The organism is Escherichia sp. E4930 (genome assembly GCF_005845405.1).
Classification (GTDB): domain Bacteria; phylum Pseudomonadota; class Gammaproteobacteria; order Enterobacterales; family Enterobacteriaceae; genus Escherichia.
The window spans coordinates 67,743-85,843 of the sequence record NZ_VCDZ01000010.1; the positions used below are offsets into that span (position 1 = coordinate 67,743).

The 18,101-nt window shown below is 53.2% G+C and carries 17 protein-coding genes, 2 tRNA genes and 2 rRNA genes; 5 read left to right on the top strand and 16 right to left on the bottom strand.

Annotated features, from left to right (window positions below):
- Positions 1–30: 30 nt before the first annotated feature.
- A complete protein-coding gene (gppA, locus tag FFT88_RS14255) occupies positions 31–1,515 on the top strand; it encodes a guanosine-5'-triphosphate,3'-diphosphate diphosphatase (protein ID WP_130223411.1) in 1,485 nt (494 codons plus the stop codon).
- 57 nt (positions 1,516–1,572) lie between these two features.
- On the opposite strand, the gene rep is transcribed toward gppA, so the two are convergent.
- The gene (gene rep, locus FFT88_RS14260) at positions 1,573–3,594 is read right to left on the bottom strand and encodes a DNA helicase Rep (protein ID WP_001238867.1); all 2,022 of its coding nucleotides are present in this window, start codon (positions 3,592–3,594) and stop codon (positions 1,573–1,575) included.
- 86 nt (positions 3,595–3,680) lie between these two features.
- On the opposite strand from rep, the gene ppiC reads away from it, so the two are divergent.
- Positions 3,681–3,962, top strand: a complete 282-nt coding sequence (gene ppiC, locus FFT88_RS14265; RefSeq protein WP_001140251.1) for a peptidylprolyl isomerase PpiC — start codon at positions 3,681–3,683, stop codon at positions 3,960–3,962.
- 45 nt (positions 3,963–4,007) lie between these two features.
- Here ppiC and ilvC read toward each other — a convergent pair whose 3' ends face one another.
- Entirely contained in the window at positions 4,008–5,483 is a 1,476-nt protein-coding gene (gene ilvC, locus FFT88_RS14270) for a ketol-acid reductoisomerase (protein ID WP_001295253.1), read from the bottom strand.
- 149 nt (positions 5,484–5,632) lie between these two features.
- On the opposite strand from ilvC, the gene ilvY reads away from it, so the two are divergent.
- Entirely contained in the window at positions 5,633–6,520 is an 888-nt protein-coding gene (ilvY, locus tag FFT88_RS14275; protein WP_135403528.1) for an HTH-type transcriptional activator IlvY, read from the top strand.
- Between the two features lie 2 nt (positions 6,521–6,522).
- Here the strand turns inward: ilvY and FFT88_RS14280 are convergent, their stop codons facing one another.
- The 9 genes from FFT88_RS14280 to ilvL all read right to left on the bottom strand — a co-directional run bounded on the left by FFT88_RS14280 (position 6,523) and on the right by ilvL (position 14,039).
- Positions 6,523–6,864: a helix-turn-helix domain-containing protein gene (locus tag FFT88_RS14280; protein WP_135403529.1), complete on the bottom strand. Its 342-nt coding sequence runs from the start codon at positions 6,862–6,864 to the stop codon at positions 6,523–6,525.
- The gene (locus FFT88_RS14285) at positions 6,861–7,178 is read right to left on the bottom strand and encodes a type II toxin-antitoxin system RelE/ParE family toxin (protein ID WP_165383549.1); all 318 of its coding nucleotides are present in this window, start codon (positions 7,176–7,178) and stop codon (positions 6,861–6,863) included. The genes FFT88_RS14280 and FFT88_RS14285 overlap by 4 nt, the downstream gene beginning before the upstream one ends.
- Positions 7,179–7,483: 305 nt before the next feature.
- Positions 7,484–9,028 (bottom strand): threonine ammonia-lyase, biosynthetic, encoded by a 1,545-nt coding sequence (gene ilvA / locus FFT88_RS14290; protein ID WP_135403530.1) that lies wholly within the window; start codon positions 9,026–9,028, stop codon positions 7,484–7,486.
- Between the two features lie 2 nt (positions 9,029–9,030).
- Positions 9,031–10,881: a dihydroxy-acid dehydratase gene (gene ilvD / locus FFT88_RS14295; RefSeq protein WP_135403531.1), complete on the bottom strand. Its 1,851-nt coding sequence runs from the start codon at positions 10,879–10,881 to the stop codon at positions 9,031–9,033.
- Positions 10,882–10,945: 64 nt separating this feature from the next.
- Positions 10,946–11,875 carry a branched-chain-amino-acid transaminase gene (gene ilvE, locus FFT88_RS14300; RefSeq protein WP_000208520.1) on the bottom strand — a complete coding sequence of 310 codons (930 nt, stop codon included), beginning with the start codon at positions 11,873–11,875 and terminating at the stop codon, positions 10,946–10,948.
- Between the two features lie 19 nt (positions 11,876–11,894).
- Positions 11,895–12,158, bottom strand: a complete 264-nt coding sequence (ilvM, locus tag FFT88_RS14305; protein ID WP_000983255.1) for an acetolactate synthase 2 small subunit — start codon at positions 12,156–12,158, stop codon at positions 11,895–11,897.
- The gene (gene ilvG, locus FFT88_RS14310) at positions 12,155–13,801 is read right to left on the bottom strand and encodes an acetolactate synthase 2 catalytic subunit (protein WP_135403532.1); all 1,647 of its coding nucleotides are present in this window, start codon (positions 13,799–13,801) and stop codon (positions 12,155–12,157) included. Before ilvG ends, ilvM begins: the two co-directional genes overlap by 4 nt.
- Before the next feature lie 2 nt (positions 13,802–13,803).
- On the bottom strand, positions 13,804–13,854 hold the full coding sequence (ilvX, locus tag FFT88_RS14315; RefSeq protein ID WP_001387183.1) for a peptide IlvX: 51 nt from the start codon (positions 13,852–13,854) through the stop codon (positions 13,804–13,806).
- Positions 13,855–13,940: 86 nt separating this feature from the next.
- On the bottom strand, positions 13,941–14,039 hold the full coding sequence (ilvL, locus tag FFT88_RS14320; RefSeq protein ID WP_024149608.1) for an ilv operon leader peptide: 99 nt from the start codon (positions 14,037–14,039) through the stop codon (positions 13,941–13,943).
- Positions 14,040–14,389: 350 nt separating this feature from the next.
- On the opposite strand from ilvL, the gene FFT88_RS14325 reads away from it, so the two are divergent.
- Complete coding sequence (locus FFT88_RS14325; RefSeq protein WP_135403533.1) at positions 14,390–15,910, top strand: YifB family Mg chelatase-like AAA ATPase; 1,521 nt, start codon at positions 14,390–14,392, stop codon at positions 15,908–15,910.
- A gap of 24 nt (positions 15,911–15,934) precedes the next feature.
- Here the strand turns inward: FFT88_RS14325 and maoP are convergent, their stop codons facing one another.
- Positions 15,935–16,273 carry a macrodomain Ori organization protein MaoP gene (gene maoP / locus FFT88_RS14330; RefSeq protein WP_000841001.1) on the bottom strand — a complete coding sequence of 113 codons (339 nt, stop codon included), beginning with the start codon at positions 16,271–16,273 and terminating at the stop codon, positions 15,935–15,937.
- Positions 16,274–16,391: 118 nt separating this feature from the next.
- Here maoP and hdfR point away from each other — a divergent pair, with 118 nt between their 5' ends.
- Complete coding sequence (hdfR, locus tag FFT88_RS14335; RefSeq protein ID WP_130209370.1) at positions 16,392–17,231, top strand: HTH-type transcriptional regulator HdfR; 840 nt, start codon at positions 16,392–16,394, stop codon at positions 17,229–17,231.
- Positions 17,232–17,326: 95 nt separating this feature from the next.
- Here the strand turns inward: hdfR and FFT88_RS14340 are convergent.
- The 4 genes from FFT88_RS14340 to FFT88_RS14355 form a co-directional block, all read right to left on the bottom strand.
- Positions 17,327–17,402, bottom strand: a tRNA-Trp gene (locus FFT88_RS14340).
- 8 nt (positions 17,403–17,410) lie between these two features.
- Positions 17,411–17,487 (bottom strand) — tRNA-Asp (locus FFT88_RS14345).
- Between the two features lie 54 nt (positions 17,488–17,541).
- Positions 17,542–17,657 (bottom strand): 5S ribosomal RNA (gene rrf / locus FFT88_RS14350).
- A 101-nt stretch (positions 17,658–17,758) separates the two neighbouring features.
- Positions 17,759–18,101, bottom strand: a 23S ribosomal RNA gene (locus FFT88_RS14355); the annotation flags it as partial.

Below are 18,101 nucleotides of genomic sequence, written 5' to 3' on the forward strand. Positions count from 1 at the left end.
AACGCAGAGACAGATTGAAGGATGAAGAGTATGGGTTCCACCTCGTCGCTTTATGCCGCTATTGATCTCGGTTCGAATAGTTTTCATATGCTGGTTGTGCGCGAGGTGGCTGGCAGTATCCAGACGCTGACGCGAATTAAACGCAAAGTGCGTCTGGCTGCTGGCCTGAACAGCGAAAATGCCCTTTCTAATGAAGCAATGGAGCGCGGCTGGCAATGCCTGCGTCTGTTTGCTGAACGTTTGCAAGATATCCCTCCCTCGCAAATTCGCGTTGTCGCCACGGCGACGTTACGTCTTGCCGTCAATGCTGGTGATTTCATCGCAAAAGCGCAGGAAATCCTTGGCTGTCCGGTACAGGTCATTAGCGGTGAAGAGGAAGCACGCCTGATTTATCAGGGCGTTGCTCACACCACTGGCGGTGCAGATCAGCGCCTGGTGGTAGATATCGGCGGCGCCAGTACTGAACTGGTAACCGGCACCGGCGCACAAACGACGTCCTTGTTCAGCCTGTCTATGGGCTGCGTTACCTGGCTTGAGCGCTATTTTGCCGATCGTAATCTGGGGCAAGAAAACTTTGTCGCAGCCGAACAAGCCGCGCGCGAAGTGCTACGTCCAGTTGCCGATGAATTGCGCTATCACGGCTGGAAGGTGTGCGTTGGTGCTTCCGGCACCGTGCAGGCTTTGCAGGAAATCATGATGGCGCAGGGTATGGATGAACGCATTACCCTGGCGAAATTGCAGCAACTGAAACAGCGCGCTATTCACTGTGGCAGGCTGGAAGAGCTGGAAATCGAAGGGCTGACGCTGGAACGCGCGTTAGTATTCCCAAGTGGTCTGGCGATCCTGATAGCCATTTTTACCGAGCTGAATATCCAGTGTATGACGCTGGCCGGCGGCGCACTGCGTGAAGGCCTGGTTTACGGCATGTTACATCTGGCGGTCGAGCAGGATATTCGCAGCCGAACACTGCGTAATATTCAACGTCGCTTTATGATTGATACCGATCAAGCACAGCGTGTGGCTAAACTTGCCGCTAACTTGTTCGATCAGGTCGAAAATACCTGGCATCTTGAAGCGATTAGCCGCGATTTACTGATCAGCGCCTGTCAGCTTCATGAAATTGGCCTTAGCGTTGACTTCAAACAAGCGCCGCAACATGCCGCTTATCTGGTGCGTAACCTGGATCTTCCTGGTTTTACCCCCGCGCAGAAAAAGCTGCTGGCGACGTTATTACTCAACCAGACGAATCCGGTCGATCTCTCATCGCTGCATCAGCAAAATGCCGTACCGCCGCGCGTCGCAGAACAACTCTGTCGTTTACTGCGCCTCGCCATCATTTTTGCCAGCCGTCGTCGTGATGATTTAGTACCAGATATTAAATTACAGGCCGATCATGAGCAGTTGACCTTAACGCTGCCACAAGGTTGGCTGACCCAGCATCCGCTGGGTACAGAGGTTATCGATCAGGAAAGCCAGTGGCAGAGCTATGTCCACTGGCCGCTGGAAGTGCATTAACGTGCAAGGTGCTGGATGCGATACTGACGCATCTTTTCCGGCTTCCCCAGGGAGTGATTATTTCCCTCGTTTTGCCGCCATCATCGCTTTCAGATTCGCCAGATGGCTTTGCCCTTTCTGCATCCGTTCTTCGGCGCTGACCACTTTACGCTCCTGTTCCCAAATCAGATCATCCTGCGGCAGCTCCAGTAAGAATCGGCTCGGCTCCGGGCGCACCAGTTCGCCGTACTGACGGCGTTCTTTACACAGCGTAAAGGTCAATTCCTTCTGGGCGCGGGTGATGCCGACATAGGCCAGCCGCCGCTCCTCATCGATATTGTCTTCATCGATGCTGCTCTGGTGCGGCAAAAATCCTTCTTCCATACCGACCATGTAGACATAGGGAAACTCCAGCCCTTTCGACGCGTGCAGAGTCATCAGTTGCACCTGATCCAGCTCTTCCTCGCTTTCCCCCCGCTCCATCATGTCGCGCAGAGTAAAGCGCGTCACCACCTGGGTTAACGTCATCGGCTCATCCAGTTCGCTGCCTTCCAGCATCTCCGTCATCCAGCTAAATAACTGGTTAACGTTCTTCATGCGCATTTCGGCGGCTTTCGGGCTGGGCGATGTTTCGTACAGCCAGGATTCATAATCCATGCCGTGGATCAGATCACGCACCGCGGCAATCGGCTCCCGCTCCGCCAGACGCTGGATTTCTGCCAACCAGTGAGTGAAGCGGGTCAATGCTTCATAACCACGTCCGCTAAGCGTCTGACTCAGGCCCATATCAAAGCTGGCGGTAAACATGCTTTTATTGCGCGTCATCGCCCACTCACCCAGCTTTTTCAGCGTCGCCGGGCCAATCTCTCGCTTCGGCGTGTTGACGATACGCAGAAATGCGCTGTCATCGTCCGGGTTAGTCAGCACGCGCAGATAAGCCAGCAAGTCCTTGATTTCAGGACGAGAGAAAAACGACGTACCACCAGATATTTTGTACGGGATGCGGTTTTGCATCAGGAATTTTTCAAACACCCGCGACTGATGGTTGCCGCGATAGAGAATGGCGTAATCTTTGTACTGCGTTTTATTGACGAAGTGATGCGCAATCAGTTCACCGGTGACGCGCTCGGCTTCATGTTCTTCGTTATTCGCGCTTAATACTTTTAGCTCCGCGCCGTAGCCCAGTTCGGAGAACAGACGCTTTTCAAAGACGTGCGGGTTATTGGCGATCAGAATATTCGCCGCTTTCAGAATACGCCCGGAAGAGCGGTAGTTCTGCTCGAGTTTAATCACCTTCAACGCCGGAAAATCCTGGCTTAACAGCACCAGGTTTTGCGGACGTGCGCCGCGCCAGGAGTAGATCGACTGGTCATCATCACCCACCACGGTAAAGCGCGCGCGGCTGCCCACCAGCAGTTTCACCAGTTCATACTGGCTGGTGTTGGTGTCCTGATACTCATCCACCAGCAGGTAGCGAATTTTGTTCTGCCAGCGCTCACGTACTTCTTCATTGCGTTGCAGAAGTAGCGTCGGCAATAAAATCAGATCGTCGAAGTCGAGAACATTGCACGCTTTCAGGTGCGCATCATACAGTCCATAACAATGGGCAAAAATTCGATCCCGCTCGCCCTTTGCCTCTGCCGCCGCCTGCGCCGGTGTTTTGAGATCGTTCTTCCAGTTGGAGATGGTCGAAATTAGCTGTTGCAAGAGAACTTTGTCATCTTCGATCAGCCCTTCGGTCAACTCTTTAAGCAAAGCAAGCTGATCGGTATCGTCAAACAACGAGAAGTTCGCCTTCATCCCCAATGCTGCATACTCGCGTTTGATGATATCCAGCCCCAGCGTGTGGAAGGTGGAGATCATCAGCCCGCGCGCCTCTTTACGCCCCAGCGTCTGCCCGACACGCTCTTTCATCTCGCGCGCCGCCTTATTGGTAAAGGTCACCGCCGCGATATGTCGCGCCTGATAACCGCAACCGCGGATCAGATGGGCGATTTTATTGGTGATAACACGAGTTTTACCGGAACCCGCGCCCGCCAGCACCAGGCAAGGGCCGGTAACGAATTCGACAGCTTGTTGTTGGCCGGGGTTTAGACGCATAGGAAAATCGCTCAATGAAAGTCGGGAGGGGAAAATAACAGCGTGGTAGTATAGCCAGCCTCATCCTTACCACTCAAGGCACGATCATGGCAAAAACAGCAGCAGCACTGCATATCCTTGTAAAAGAAGAGAAACTGGCTCTGGATCTTCTCGAGCAGATTAAGAACGGTGCCGATTTCGGCAAGCTGGCGAAGAAACACTCCATTTGCCCGTCAGGCAAACGCGGCGGTGATTTAGGTGAATTCCGCCAGGGTCAGATGGTTCCGGCGTTCGATAAAGTGGTGTTCTCTTGTCCGGTACTGGAGCCAACCGGCCCGCTGCACACCCAGTTCGGTTACCACATCATTAAGGTGCTGTACCGTAACTAATAGCAAGGCCTTCTCCGGGAGAAGGCCTTGAACTCTGAATCGCTATTATCCCGCAACAGCAATACGTTTCATATCCGTCATATAGCCGCGCAGTTTCTTACCAACCTGCTCAATCGCATGACAGCGAATGGCTTCATTCACATCACGCAGCTGCGCGTTATCTACCGCGCCTTCCGGAATAGCTTTACCCAAATCGCCCGGTTGCAGCTCTGCCATAAACGGTTTCAGCAGCGGCACACAGGCGTAAGAGAACAGATAGTTACCGTACTCGGCGGTATCAGAGATAACCACGTTCATTTCGTACAGACGCTTACGGGCGATGGTGTTGGCAATCAGCGGCAGTTCGTGCAGTGATTCATAGTAAGCAGACTCTTCAATGATGCCGGAATCAACCATGGTTTCGAACGCCAGTTCAACGCCCGCTTTCACCATTGCGATCATCAGTACGCCTTTATCGAAGTACTCCTGCTCGCCGATTTTGCCTTCATACTGCGGCGCGGTTTCAAACGCGGTTTTGCCGGTCTCTTCACGCCAGGTCAGCAGTTTCTTATCGTCGTTGGCCCAGTCCGCCATCATGCCGGAGGAGAATTCGCCAGAGATGATGTCGTCCATATGTTTCTGGAACAGCGGTGCCATGATCTCTTTCAGCTGTTCAGAGAGCGCGTAAGCACGCAGTTTCGCCGGGTTAGAGAGACGGTCCATCATCAGCGTGATGCCGCCCTGTTTCAGCGCTTCGGTGATGGTTTCCCAGCCGAACTGAATCAGTTTTTCTGCGTATGCCGGGTCGGTGCCTTCTTCCACCAGCTTGTCGAAGCACAGCAGCGAGCCAGCCTGCAACATACCGCACAGAATGGTTTGCTCGCCCATCAGGTCAGATTTCACTTCCGCAACGAAGGACGATTCCAGCACGCCCGCCCGGTGACCACCGGTTGCTGCCGCCCATGCTTTAGCGATCGCCATGCCTTCGCCTTTCGGATCGTTTTCCGGATGAACGGCAATCAGCGTCGGTACGCCGAATCCACGTTTGTACTCTTCACGCACTTCGGTGCCAGGGCATTTCGGCGCAACCATTACTACGGTGATATCTTTACGGATCTGCTCGCCCACTTCGACGATGTTGAAACCGTGCGAGTAACCCAGCGCCGCGCCGTCTTTCATCAGGGGCTGTACGGTGCGCACTACATCAGAGTGCTGCTTGTCCGGCGTCAGGTTAACCACCAGATCCGCCTGCGGGATCAGTTCTTCGTAAGTACCAACTTTAAAACCGTTTTCGGTCGCTTTACGCCAGGATGCGCGCTTCTCGGCAATCGCTTCTTTACGCAGAGCGTAGGAGATATCGAGACCAGAATCACGCATGTTCAGGCCCTGGTTCAGACCCTGTGCGCCGCAGCCGACGATGACCACTTTTTTACCCTGAAGGTAGCTCGCGCCGTCGGCGAATTCGTCGCGCCCCATAAAGCGACATTTGCCCAGCTGTGCCAGCTGCTGGCGCAGGTTCAGTGTATTGAAGTAGTTAGCCATGGTGATTCCTCGTGATGTTGTGCTTCTTATTGTTCGGTTCGCGTTTGCGAGATTGAATTCACTATATGACAGGAAATTTATTGCGGAAATTGATATATTCACAACGTCACATTGCAATTTCTGCAACGTCAACATTGAGGGCTGCGCCATTGGATTTACGCGATCTGAAAACCTTCCTGCATCTGGCGGAAAGCCGCCATTTTGGCCGCAGCGCGCGGGCGATGCACGTTAGCCCATCCACGCTCTCACGGCAGATTCAGCGCCTGGAAGAAGATCTCGGTCAGCCGCTGTTTGTGCGCGATAACCGCACGGTAACGCTGACGGAAGCGGGCGAAGAGCTGCGCGTTTTCGCCCAGCAAACACTGTTGCAGTATCAGCAATTGCGCCACACCATCGATCAGCAAGGTCCGTCACTCTCCGGCGAGCTGCATATCTTCTGCTCGGTCACCGCTGCCTACAGCCATCTGCCGCCGATTCTGGATCGCTTCCGCGCGGAACACCCGTCGGTGGAGATCAAACTCACTACCGGTGATGCGGCAGATGCGATGGAAAAGGTGGTCACGGGAGAAGCGGATCTGGCGATTGCCGGGAAGCCGGAGACGCTACCAGGCGCGGTGGCGTTTTCGATGCTGGAGAATCTGACGGTGGTGCTGATCGCGCCTGCCCTACCGTGCCCGGTGCGTAATCAGGTTTCGGTAGAGAAGCCAGACTGGTCAACGGTACCGTTTATCATGGCCGATCAGGGACCGGTACGCCGCCGCATTGAACTGTGGTTTCGACGCAATAAAATCAGCAACCCGATGATTTACGCCACGGTTGGCGGGCATGAAGCGATGGTATCGATGGTGGCGCTCGGTTGCGGCGTGGCCTTGTTGCCAGAAGTGGTGCTGGAAAACAGCCCCGAACCGGTGCGTAACCGTGTAATGATTTTAGAGCGTAGCGATGAGAAAACGCCGTTTGAGCTGGGCGTTTGTGCACAAAAAAAGCGGCTGCATGAGCCACTGATTGAAGCGTTCTGGAAGATTTTGCCGAATTAGTTTTACGGCCCCACCATTACCCGAACGGGCTTCCCAATACGACTTAGCATATTCACCAAAGCATCGATGGTGAATTTGCTGCATTTCTTGTTGACGACATCCGAAACGCGCGGTCGGGATATATGCAAAACGGTTGCCACCTCGGCTTGCTTCATCTGGTTTTGCGTAATCCAGAGGGTAATTTCTTCCATGAGCTGTTCTTTGATGGCTAATGTATTTTCGATTTCACTCAGGGAATCAGCGTAAAGCTTTTCTGCTTCCTGCTTATCAAACCCCAAATCAGCAAAAACATTACCGCCAGATGGCGTCACATGGCGAATATCACTATCAGTTTTGGCAATCACTGGCTGTTTCTCCGTTGTTGCACCACCCGGTTATAACGCGTTCTGGCGATGTTTTTATCGTGCTGACTGGTTTGTTGCGTCTGTTTCTGGAAACTATGCAAAACGTAGAGCGCTTCTACGAACTTCGCAACATACATAACGCGATAGATGCCATTGTTGTCACGAATACGAATTTCATTTACCCCAGCCCCAATTTCTGAAAACGGTTTCCAGTCATCAGGTTCAATTCCATACTGAATTTTGTGAAGCTGATAACCAACTGCTTTACGTACCGTTATGGGAAAAGCCAGGAGATCCTCCAGAGAAGATCCCACCCATCGAATTTCTTTTTCATTGGGGAGAGCTCGGGTGAGTAACATAACATCCTTGTGTATAAAATTTTATACATTACTTTTAACAGGCGCAAGTGATAGCGGTGCACAAATAACCAAAATGGCGATGCTAACGATATGGTGAGCCGAGTTTCACCACAAGCAGATTGAGCGCCTTCTGGAAAACGTCTCGCAAAATTGAATGAGTGGATGCTTCAGACTGGCAGAAAAGCCCAATAACTGAGGGAAGATCATATCTGGATATTAGGCCCACTTTACTTTGTGGGCCTGAAAACCGAAACGCTGAGTTAACCCGCCAAAAAGAACCTGAACGCCGGGTTATTGGTTTCGTCGTGGCAATCGTAGCCCAGCTCATTTAGCCGGGTTTCGAAATCCGGTTCATGGTCGCCAAGTTCGAACGCCGCCAGTACGCGCCCGTAGTCGGTGCCATGGCTGCGATAGTGGAACAAAGAAATGTTCCAGTGCGTACCCAGCGTGTTGAGGAAGCGCAGCAGCGCGCCCGGTGATTCCGGGAATTCGAAGCTGTAGAGGCGTTCCTGCAACGGATGCGATGGACGCCCGCCGACCATATAGCGCACATGCAGCTTCGCCATTTCGTCGTCGGAGAGATCAACCACGCTGTAGCCGCCATCGTTGAGCATCTGCAAAATTTCTTTGCGCTCTTCGAGGCCGTGGCTCAGGCGCACGCCGACAAAGATGCAGGCGTTTTTGGCATCAGCAAAACGGTAGTTGAACTCTGTGACCGAACGCCCGCCAAGCAGCTGGCAAAATTTGAGGAAGCTGCCTTTTTCTTCCGGGATGGTCACCGCCAGCAACGCTTCACGCTGTTCGCCCAGTTCGCAGCGTTCCGAGACGTAGCGCAGGCCGTGGAAATTGACGTTCGCCCCCGAAAGCACATGCGCCAGTCGTTCGCCGCGAATGTTGTGCTGGGCGATATATTTTTTCATTCCCGCCAGCGCCAGCGCGCCGGAAGGCTCCGCCACCGCGCGCACATCTTCGAACAGGTCTTTCATCGCCGCACAGATAGCATCGCTATCAACGGTGATGATGTCGTCGAGATACTCCCGGCACAAACGGAAAGTTTCATCGCCAATGCGTTTTACCGCAACGCCTTCAGCGAACAGCCCCACGCGTGGCAGATCAACCGGATGACCCGCATCCAGCGCCGCTTTCAGGCAGGCGGAGTCTTCCGCTTCCACGGCGATCACTTTGATTTGCGGCATCAGCTGTTTAATCAGCACCGCCACGCCCGCCGCCAGGCCGCCGCCGCCGACTGGCACAAATACGCGATCAAGATGGGCATCCTGCTGGAGCAGTTCCAGCGCCAGCGTGCCTTGCCCGGCGATCACCATCGGATGGTCGAACGGTGGTACCCAGGTGAAGCCCTGCTGCTGTGACAGTTCGATCGCTTTAGCTTTCGCTTCGTCAAAGTTCGCGCCATGAAGCAGCACTTCGCCGCCGAAGCCGCGTACCGCATCAACTTTGATGTCGGCGGTGGCGGTTGGCATGACAATCAGCGCCTTCACGCCTAACCGTGCGGAAGAAAACGCCACACCCTGTGCGTGGTTACCCGCAGAAGCGGTGATCACGCCATGCGCTTTCTGTTCTTCCGTCAGGCCCGCCATCATGGCGTATGCGCCGCGCAGCTTAAAGCTGTGCACTGGCTGGCGATCTTCGCGCTTCACTAGAATGACGTTATCAAGACGCGACGAGAGCTTTTCCATTTTTTGTAGCGGCGTGACCTGCGCCGCCTCGTAGACCGGTGCGCGTAGCACCGCTCTTAAATATTCGGCACCTTCCGGGGCGCCGGAGAGGGGTTGTGAGTCAGCCATTATTAACCCCCCAGTTTCGATTTATCGCGCACCGCGCCTTTGTCGGCGCTGGTTGCCAGGCTGGCATAAGCGCGCAGGGCAAAGGAAACCTGGCGTTCACGGTTTTTCGGCGTCCAGGCTTTGTCGCCACGGGCTTCCTGCGCTTCACGACGCGCCGCCAGTTCGGCATCGCTTACCTGTAACTGAATGCCACGGTTCGGAATGTCGATAGCGATAAGATCGCCGTCTTCAATCAGGCCAATGCTGCCACCGCTTGCCGCTTCCGGCGAGACGTGGCCGATAGAAAGGCCAGAGGTGCCGCCAGAGAAACGACCGTCGGTGATCAGCGCACAGGCTTTACCGAGCCCCATTGATTTCAGGAAGCTGGTTGGGTAGAGCATTTCCTGCATCCCCGGACCGCCTTTCGGGCCTTCATAGCGGATCACCACCACATCTCCGGCGACAACTTTACCGCCAAGAATCGCTTCTACCGCGTCGTCCTGGCTTTCGTACACTTTCGCCGGGCCGGTGAATTTGAGGATGCTGTCATCGACGCCCGCCGTTTTAACGATGCAGCCATTTTCCGCAAAGTTACCGTAGAGTACCGCCAGGCCGCCGTCTTTGCTGTAGGCGTGTTCCAGCGAGCGGATACAGCCATTGGCGCGATCGTCGTCCAGCGTATCCCAGCGGCAATCCTGCGAGAATGCCTGGGTGGTACGAATGCCCGCCGGGCCTGCACGGAACATATTTTTTACCGCGTCATCCTGGGTCAGCATAACGTCGTATTGTTCCAGCGTTTGCGGCAACGTCAGGCCGAGCACGTTTTTCACATCACGGTTCAGTAACCCCGCACGATCCAGCTCGCCGAGAATACCGATAACACCACCAGCACGGTGAACATCTTCCATATGGTATTTCTGGGTGCTCGGCGCAACTTTACACAGCTGCGGAACCTTGCGAGAAAGCTTATCGATATCACTCATAGTGAAGTCGATTTCCGCTTCCTGCGCCGCCGCCAGCAGGTGAAGAACGGTGTTGGTAGAGCCGCCCATCGCAATATCCAGCGTCATGGCGTTTTCAAATGCCGATTTGCTGGCAATATTGCGCGGCAGCGCGCTTTCATCATCCTGCTCATAATAGCGTTTGGTCAGTTCAACAATGCGTTTACCGGCATTGAGGAACAGCTGCTTGCGATCGGCGTGGGTTGCCAACAGCGAGCCGTTGCCCGGCTGCGACAGGCCCAGCGCTTCGGTCAGGCAGTTCATCGAGTTAGCGGTGAACATCCCGGAGCAGGAACCGCAGGTTGGGCAGGCGGAACGTTCAACCTGATCGCTCTGGGCGTCAGAGACTTTCGGGTCTGCGCCCTGGATCATCGCATCAACCAGATCGAGCTTGATGATCTGATCGGACAGTTTGGTTTTCCCGGCCTCCATCGGGCCGCCGGAAACGAAGATCACCGGAATGTTTAATCGCAGGGAAGCCATCAGCATCCCCGGGGTGATTTTGTCGCAGTTAGAGATGCAGACCATGGCGTCGGCGCAGTGGGCGTTGACCATATACTCAACGGAATCAGCGATCAGTTCGCGAGATGGCAGTGAATAAAGCATCCCCCCGTGGCCCATGGCAATCCCATCATCTACCGCAATGGTGTTGAACTCTTTGGCAACGCCGCCAGCCGCTTCAATTTGTTCGGCGACCAGTTTACCGAGATCGCGCAGATGGACGTGACCCGGTACAAATTGGGTGAACGAGTTCACAACCGCGATAATCGGCTTACCGAAATCGGCGTCGGTCATTCCGGTGGCGCGCCACAGCGCACGAGCACCCGCCATATTACGACCATGAGTGGTGGTGGCGGAACGGTACTTAGGCATACTTTATTTACTCCCAGTGTCTGTCTCGTAAATGGGACGGTGCGTGCCGTCCCATTTTTTGTATTTATTGATTAACTTGATCTAACCAGCCCCATTTATCTTCGGTTTCGCCGGTGAAGAGGCCGAAGAAGGCTTGCTGGATGCGTTTGGTGACCGGGCCACAACGGCCTTCGCCAACCTGAATACCGTCTACGCTGCGCACTGGCGTGATTTCTGCCGCCGTACCGGACATAAACACTTCATCCGCCAGGTACAGGGATTCGCGCGACAGCACCTGCTCACGCACTTCAATTCCCAGCTCTTTCGCCAGTTTGATGATGGCATCACGGGTAATCCCCGGCAGTGCGGATGAGGTGAACGGTGGGGTGAACAGCACACCGTCTTTCACTTCAAACAGGTTTTCGCCTGCGCCTTCAGAGATGTAACCATTCACATCCAACGCGATACCTTCCTGATAACCGTGGCGGCGCGCTTCGCTACCCACCAGCAGGGAAGAGAGGTAGTTACCACCGGCTTTTGCCGCGGTTGGGATGGTGTTTGGTGCTGCGCGGTTCCAGGAGGAAACCATCGCATCGATCCCCTGCTCCAGCGCTTCTGCGCCCAGATACGCTCCCCACGGGAAAGCAGCGATAATCACGTCGGTTGAGTATCCCGCAGGCGGGTTTACGCCCATGCCAACATCACCGACGAAGATCAGCGGACGGATATAGGCGCTGGTGAGATTGTTTTTGCGGATCACGTCACGACAAGCTTCCATCAGCTCATCAATGCTCTGCGAAACCGGGAAGCGATAGATTTTGGCGGAGTCATGCAGACGCTGCATATGCTCACGATGGCGGAATACAACCGGTCCTTTGTGCGAGTCGTAGCAACGGATGCCTTCAAAAACCGAGGTGCCATAGTGCAGCGCGTGCGACATCACATGCACCTTCGCGTCTTCCCAGCGAACCATCTCCCCATTGAACCAAATGTAATCAGCTTTCTTCGTGGTCATTTTTATATTCCTTTTGCGCTCAGGCGCGGATTTGTTGTGATGTGGTTGTGCTCTGGCAGATGGCAACGTGTGCGACGTCCACCAGTTTATTTAACTGACTAAACAGTAAGTCGACCGACCGTGGGCTGGCAACGGTCAATTCGATATTTATATTTTGTGCATCGCTGGCGGCGGCCATATTCATTGAGCAGACGTGGAAACCACGATGACGCACCACGCGTAAAACACGTTCTAAGGTTTCCGGATTGAAGCGAGCCGATACATTGACCTGATGTTGCATCATGATAATTTCTCCAACATTTCTGAATTACTGGCACCCGGCGGCACCAGCGGCCAGACGTTCTCAAGTTCGTCGATTGAGACATGAAGCAGGTATGGCCCATCACTGTTCAGCATGGTGTCGAGTGCCGCTTCAACCTGGTCTTTACGGGTGATGTGTTGGCCAGGGATGCCGAAGGCGCTGGCTAACATGAGGAAATCGGGGTTATCGGTAAGGGTGGTTTCGCTGTATCGCTCCTGGAAAAACAGTTGCTGCCATTGTCGAACCATCCCTAACCGTTGGTTATCGAGTAAGACGATTTTCACCGGTAACTGCTTGCGTTTTACGGTGCCCAGCTCTTGCACATTCATCATGAAAGAGCCGTCACCGGAAATACAGACGACGGTATCGTTCGGTCGCGCGACTTGCGCGCCAACCGCCGCCGGTAAACCAAAACCCATGGTGCCTAAGCCGCTAGAGGTGATGAAATTTTCCGGGCGAGTGTGGGCGATGTGCTGCGCAGCCCACATCTGGTGCTGCCCCACATCTGTGGTCACAACGCAATCCGCAGGTTTACGATCCGACAGTTGTTTTAACAACAACGGCGCGTAGATAGCATCACCGGGATGGTCGTAACGCCAGGCATGTTCATCACGCAGCTGCGCGCAGTATTGCTGCCAGTCATTGATATTTAACGGCTGCTGTAATGCTGGTAACAGAGCATTTAAATCACCCTGTAATGCCACATGCACCTGACGCAGCTTGTTCATTTCTGCCGGGTCGATATCCATATGGATAACACTGGCGTGTGGTGCGAAGGTGTTCAGCTTCCCGGTCACCCGGTCATCAAAACGTGCGCCCACAGCGATCAGCAGATCGCACTCCTGCACCGCGAAGTTCGCCGCTTTGGTGCCGTGCATTCCCAGCATGCCCAGATAGTACGGATAATCTGCTTCAACTGCGCCCAGCCCTTTCAACGTGCAGGTGCCAGGCATTTTTGTGGCAGAGAGAAATTCACGCAAAGCGGGAACAGCCTGCGCCATGCCCACGCCACCGCCAACGTACAGCATAGGTTTTTGCGCTTTTGCCAGCATCTGGCGCGCTTGCTCGACTTCGGCATGTGGGAAAGTCACTTCGTTTTCAACGGTGGTGAACCAGGGTTCCAGGTCACCGCTGGCTAGCTGGATATCTTTTGGGATATCGACCAGAACCGGACCAGGACGACCTGAGCTGGCAACTTCGAATGCTTCAGCCATGATGCGCGGCAACTCTTCCAGCGACTGCACCAGGAAGCTGTGTTTGGTACAGGCTAACGACAATCCCAGGACATCCACTTCCTGAAATGCGTCGGTGCCGATGAACGGCGCTGAGACCTGACCGGTGATGGCAACAACAGGGATGGAATCTAACAGTGCGTCCGCAAGCCCGGTTATCAGGTTGGTTGCGCCCGGACCAGACGTGGCGATACATACGCCAGTTTTGCCAGTAGCACGGGCATAGCCGATAGCCGCCATTGCCGCACCCTGCTCATGTCGGCACAGCAAGTGCTCCACGCAGCCGTCATACAATGCATCGTAAACCGGCATAATTGCGCCACCCGGATAACCGAAAACGGTATTCACACCCTGTGCCCGCAACGCATGTACCACCCACTGTGCGCCATTCATAGTTAGTTCCCCGTCCTGAATCTTGAGAAACAGAATTTTGTGCTGTTATTCATTGTCTGCTCCTCGGTTATGTTTTTAAGGTCAAAAAAAACCCCCGGACCTTTCGGTGCGGGGGTCTTAGTTCGTTAAGGCTTGATCTCTAAGCCTTTCCTCGTCCAAGTGCAGCCCCGCACGGTGGGATAATAATCACCACCACGCTAATCACGACCAGGCTAATCACTTGTAGAAGGGCTGTCATTTTGTCTTTTCTTGCATCTTGTTCGAAGGAATGCCTAAAGAGTTACCATAGATTTTGCGAATGGCACAAGATATTTTTTAATCACGTTTTGTTGTATTCCCAATCATTTCGATAAAAACCATTGTTTTTTATATAAAAAAAGGCGAGTGAAAAAAATTCAATTTCCGTATGTTTCTTGTCCTCGCCCAGAGGCTAATTTTTTTACTTCTCATTTTTGCGAGAGTTATTCCATCACTCATACAACTCAGATCACGTTGCATAAATAAACGGGAATCAGCCGCTAATTAACGCAATCTGGCAGACTACAGCAGTGATCTCTTATGCACATAATGGTGGCTCAAGGAGGGCTTATGTCACTATCAATTGTTCATACTCGTGCGGCTCTGGGAGTAAACGCTCCCCCGATCACTGTTGAGGTTCATATCAGTAAAGGTCTACCAGGATTAACGATGGTGGGCTTACCAGAAACAACGGTAAAAGAAGCACGCGATCGCGTGCGCAGCGCCATTATCAATAGCGGATATGAATATCCGGCAAAAAAAATCACCATTAACCTTGCACCAGCCGACCTGCCGAAAGAAGGAGGGCGATATGATTTACCTATCGCTGTTGCTTTGCTGGCAGCCTCTGAACAACTTACAGCCAATAAGTTGCATGAATATGAATTAGTCGGGGAACTGGCGCTTACAGGCGCTCTGCGCGGCGTTCCTGGCGCAATCTCCAGTGCAACTGAAGCCATTAAGTCGGGCAGAAAAATTATCGTCGCGAAAGACAACGAAGATGAAGTGGGGCTAATTAACGGTGAAGGATGCCTGATAGCCGATCATCTGCAGGCTGTCTGTGCGTTTCTGGAAGGTAAGCACGCTCTCGAACGCCCGAAACCAACTGATGCAGTATCCCGCGCGCTACAACATGATCTCAGTGATGTTGTCGGTCAGGAGCAAGGAAAGCGAGGGCTGGAAATTACCGCCGCAGGGGGCCACAACCTTTTACTGATTGGGCCACCAGGAACAGGTAAAACAATGCTCGCCAGCCGTATTAATGGCTTATTGCCAGATTTAAGTAATGAAGAAGCTCTGGAAAGTGCCGCAATATTAAGCCTGGTGAATGCCGAGTCAGTGCAAAAACAATGGCGGCAGCGCCCGTTCCGCTCACCGCATCACAGTGCGTCGTTAACTGCGATGGTGGGCGGTGGCGCAATTCCCGGGCCAGGTGAAATTTCGCTGGCGCATAACGGCGTGCTTTTTCTTGATGAGTTACCTGAATTTGAACGGCGTACATTGGATGCCTTGCGGGAACCCATTGAGTCTGGACAGATCCATCTTTCACGCACGCGGGCCAAAATAACCTATCCGGCCCGTTTCCAGCTTGTCGCGGCGATGAATCCCAGCCCTACCGGACATTATCAGGGAAACCATAACCGCTGCACACCAGAACAAACATTACGTTATCTCAACCGACTCTCGGGGCCCTTTCTCGACCGCTTCGATCTCTCACTGGAGATCCCATTACCGCCCCCCGGCATTTTGAGTAAAACGGTAGTGCCGGGAGAAAGCAGCGCCACCGTTAAACAACGCGTAATGGCCGCCAGAGAGCGCCAATTTAAGCGGCAGAATAAGTTGAACGCATGGCTGGATAGTCCGGAAATACGGCAATTCTGCAAGCTTGAGAGCGCAGATGCGCAGTGGCTGGAAGAAACGCTGATCCATCTGGGATTATCGATTCGTGCCTGGCAGCGGTTACTGAAAGTTGCACGAACCATTGCTGATATTGATCAATCTGACATTATCACACGGCAGCATTTGCAGGAGGCGGTTAGCTATCGTGCGATTGACCGCTTGCTCATCCATTTGCAAAAACTGCTGACATAAAAAAAGGGCATTTCGCCCTTTTTATTAATCGTCGGAATCGGTGTAGTCTTCAGCTCCTTCAACCTGCGGTTTACCGCCGGAAAGGGTATGAAAACGTTTTGGACGTTTAATACGCGTCATATACTTGGACCACACGCGTTCTGCTTCTGTCACTGGCTCACGTTCGCCACGGCATACTGCTACGAAGAGTTTCTCTTCCTCGGTAACCGGCTCGCGTTTGCCGAGATCCAGCTCATTGAAGGCATAACCATGACGTTCAAGCAGTTGTGCCTCTTTGATGGTGAAATCACCATGACGAGAGAATCCACGTGGATAATGTTTATTGTCGAAATATCGATTAGTCGTCGTAAAGCTTTCCGCCATCCTGCACGCTCCTAATTCTTTGACCGAGCTAGTTATGGCGCGGAGTATTAGTTACGCTTGACAGAGTGTAAAACAAAACATTTAAATCATAACGACAAATAATTTTGCGGAGAGCACTGTGGATACGGAATTGTTAAAAACTTTCCTGGAAGTTAGCCGAACGCGTCACTTTGGTCGAGCGGCTGAATCGCTCTATCTGACCCAATCAGCCGTGAGCTTTCGAATCAGACAACTGGAAAATCAACTGGGTGTGAATCTTTTCACCCGCCACAGAAACAATATCCGTTTAACCGCTGCCGGAGAAAAGCTTCTGCCTTATGCAGAAACGCTAATGAGCACCTGGCAGGCCGCCCGCAAGGAGGTGGCGCATACCTCACGACATAATGAGTTTTCTATCGGTGCCAGCGCCTCGCTGTGGGAGTGTATGCTTAATCAGTGGCTGGGGCGCTTGTATCAGAATCAGGATGCCCACACAGGCCTGCAATTTGAAGCGCGGATTGCCCAACGACAGTCTCTGGTAAAACAGCTACATGAACGTCAACTTGATCTTCTTATTACCACTGAAGCGCCCAAAATGGACGAATTTAGTAGCCAGTTATTGGGACATTTCACTTTAGCGCTCTATGCCAGCGCCCCCTCTAAGTTAAAGGGTGATCTTAACTATCTGCGTCTGGAATGGGGGCCGGATTTTCAACAGCATGAGACAGGTTTGATCGGTGCTGATGAAGTTCCCATTCTGACAACCAGTTCTGCTGAACTGGCACAACAACAGATTGAAATGCTTAATGGCTGCACCTGGCTACCGGTAAGTTGGGCGCGCAAAAAAGGCGGTTTGCATACTGTTGTCGACAGTACAACACTTTCACGGCCGCTCTATGCCATATGGCTGCAAAATAGCGACAAACACGCGCTGATTCGAGATCTATTGAAAATTAACGTACTGGATGAAGTGTATTAATCTGAATGGCTGGCAAGGACGCCGGTGGAAGGATTTACTTCGGAGAGGGTTATTTTAGATAAAAAAAATCCTTAGCTTTCGCTAAGGATGATTTCTGGCAGGGGCGGAGAGACTCGAACTCCCAACACCCGGTTTTGGAGACCGGTGCTCTACCAATTGAACTACGCCCCTAATTAGGGTGGCGGAACGGACGGGACTCGAACCCGCGACCCCCTGCGTGACAGGCAGGTATTCTAACCGACTGAACTACCGCTCCACCGAATTCTTTTACAACCACCGGTTTTATGACCGGCTTACTGCTTAATTTGATGCCTGGCAGTTCCCTACTCTCGCATGGGGAGACCCCACACTACCATCGGCGCTACGGCGTTTCACTTCTGAGTTCGGCATGGGGTCAGGTGGGACCACCGCGCTACGGCCGCCAGGCAAATTCTGTTTTATCAACACGTCCTGTTCTGACCTGTCGATTTAATCTGTATCAAGCTTACTTATCGATGTCTCATCCGCCAAAACATCTTCGGCGTTGTAAGGTTAAGCCTCACGGTTCATTAGTACCGGTTAGCTCAACGCATCGCTGCGCTTACACACCCGGCCTATCAACGTCGTCGTCTTCAACGTTCCTTCAGGACTCTCAAGGAGTCAGGGAGAACTCATCTCGGGGCAAGTTTCGTGCTTAGATGCTTTCAGCACTTATCTCTTCCGCATTTAGCTACCGGGCAGTGCCATTGGCATGACAACCCGAACACCAGTGATGCGTCCACTCCGGTCCTCTCGTACTAGGAGCAGCCCCCCTCAGTTCTCCAGCGCCCACGGCAGATAGGGACCGAACTGTCTCACGACGTTCTAAACCCAGCTCGCGTACCACTTTAA

What these genes read in the sequence shown, in the direction of transcription:
- rep (WP_001238867.1), bottom strand. Translation starts at nt 3,594, where the DNA reads ATGCGTCTAAACCCCGGCCAACAACAAGCTGTCGAATTCGTTACCGGC.
- ilvC (WP_001295253.1), bottom strand. Translation starts at nt 5,483, where the DNA reads ATGGCTAACTACTTCAATACACTGAACCTGCGCCAGCAGCTGGCACAG.
- ilvA (WP_135403530.1), bottom strand. Translation starts at nt 9,028, where the DNA reads ATGGCTGACTCACAACCCCTCTCCGGCGCCCCGGAAGGTGCCGAATAT.
- ilvG (WP_135403532.1), bottom strand. Translation starts at nt 13,801, where the DNA reads ATGAATGGCGCACAGTGGGTGGTACATGCGTTGCGGGCACAGGGTGTG.
- ilvM (WP_000983255.1), bottom strand. Translation starts at nt 12,158, where the DNA reads ATGATGCAACATCAGGTCAATGTATCGGCTCGCTTCAATCCGGAAACC.
- FFT88_RS14325 (WP_135403533.1), top strand. Translation starts at nt 14,390, where the DNA reads ATGTCACTATCAATTGTTCATACTCGTGCGGCTCTGGGAGTAAACGCT.
- ilvE (WP_000208520.1), bottom strand. Translation starts at nt 11,875, where the DNA reads ATGACCACGAAGAAAGCTGATTACATTTGGTTCAATGGGGAGATGGTT.
- maoP (WP_000841001.1), bottom strand. Translation starts at nt 16,273, where the DNA reads ATGGCGGAAAGCTTTACGACGACTAATCGATATTTCGACAATAAACAT.
- ppiC (WP_001140251.1), top strand. Translation starts at nt 3,681, where the DNA reads ATGGCAAAAACAGCAGCAGCACTGCATATCCTTGTAAAAGAAGAGAAA.
- gppA (WP_130223411.1), top strand. Translation starts at nt 31, where the DNA reads ATGGGTTCCACCTCGTCGCTTTATGCCGCTATTGATCTCGGTTCGAAT.
- ilvL (WP_024149608.1), bottom strand. Translation starts at nt 14,039, where the DNA reads ATGACAGCCCTTCTACAAGTGATTAGCCTGGTCGTGATTAGCGTGGTG.
- ilvD (WP_135403531.1), bottom strand. Translation starts at nt 10,881, where the DNA reads ATGCCTAAGTACCGTTCCGCCACCACCACTCATGGTCGTAATATGGCG.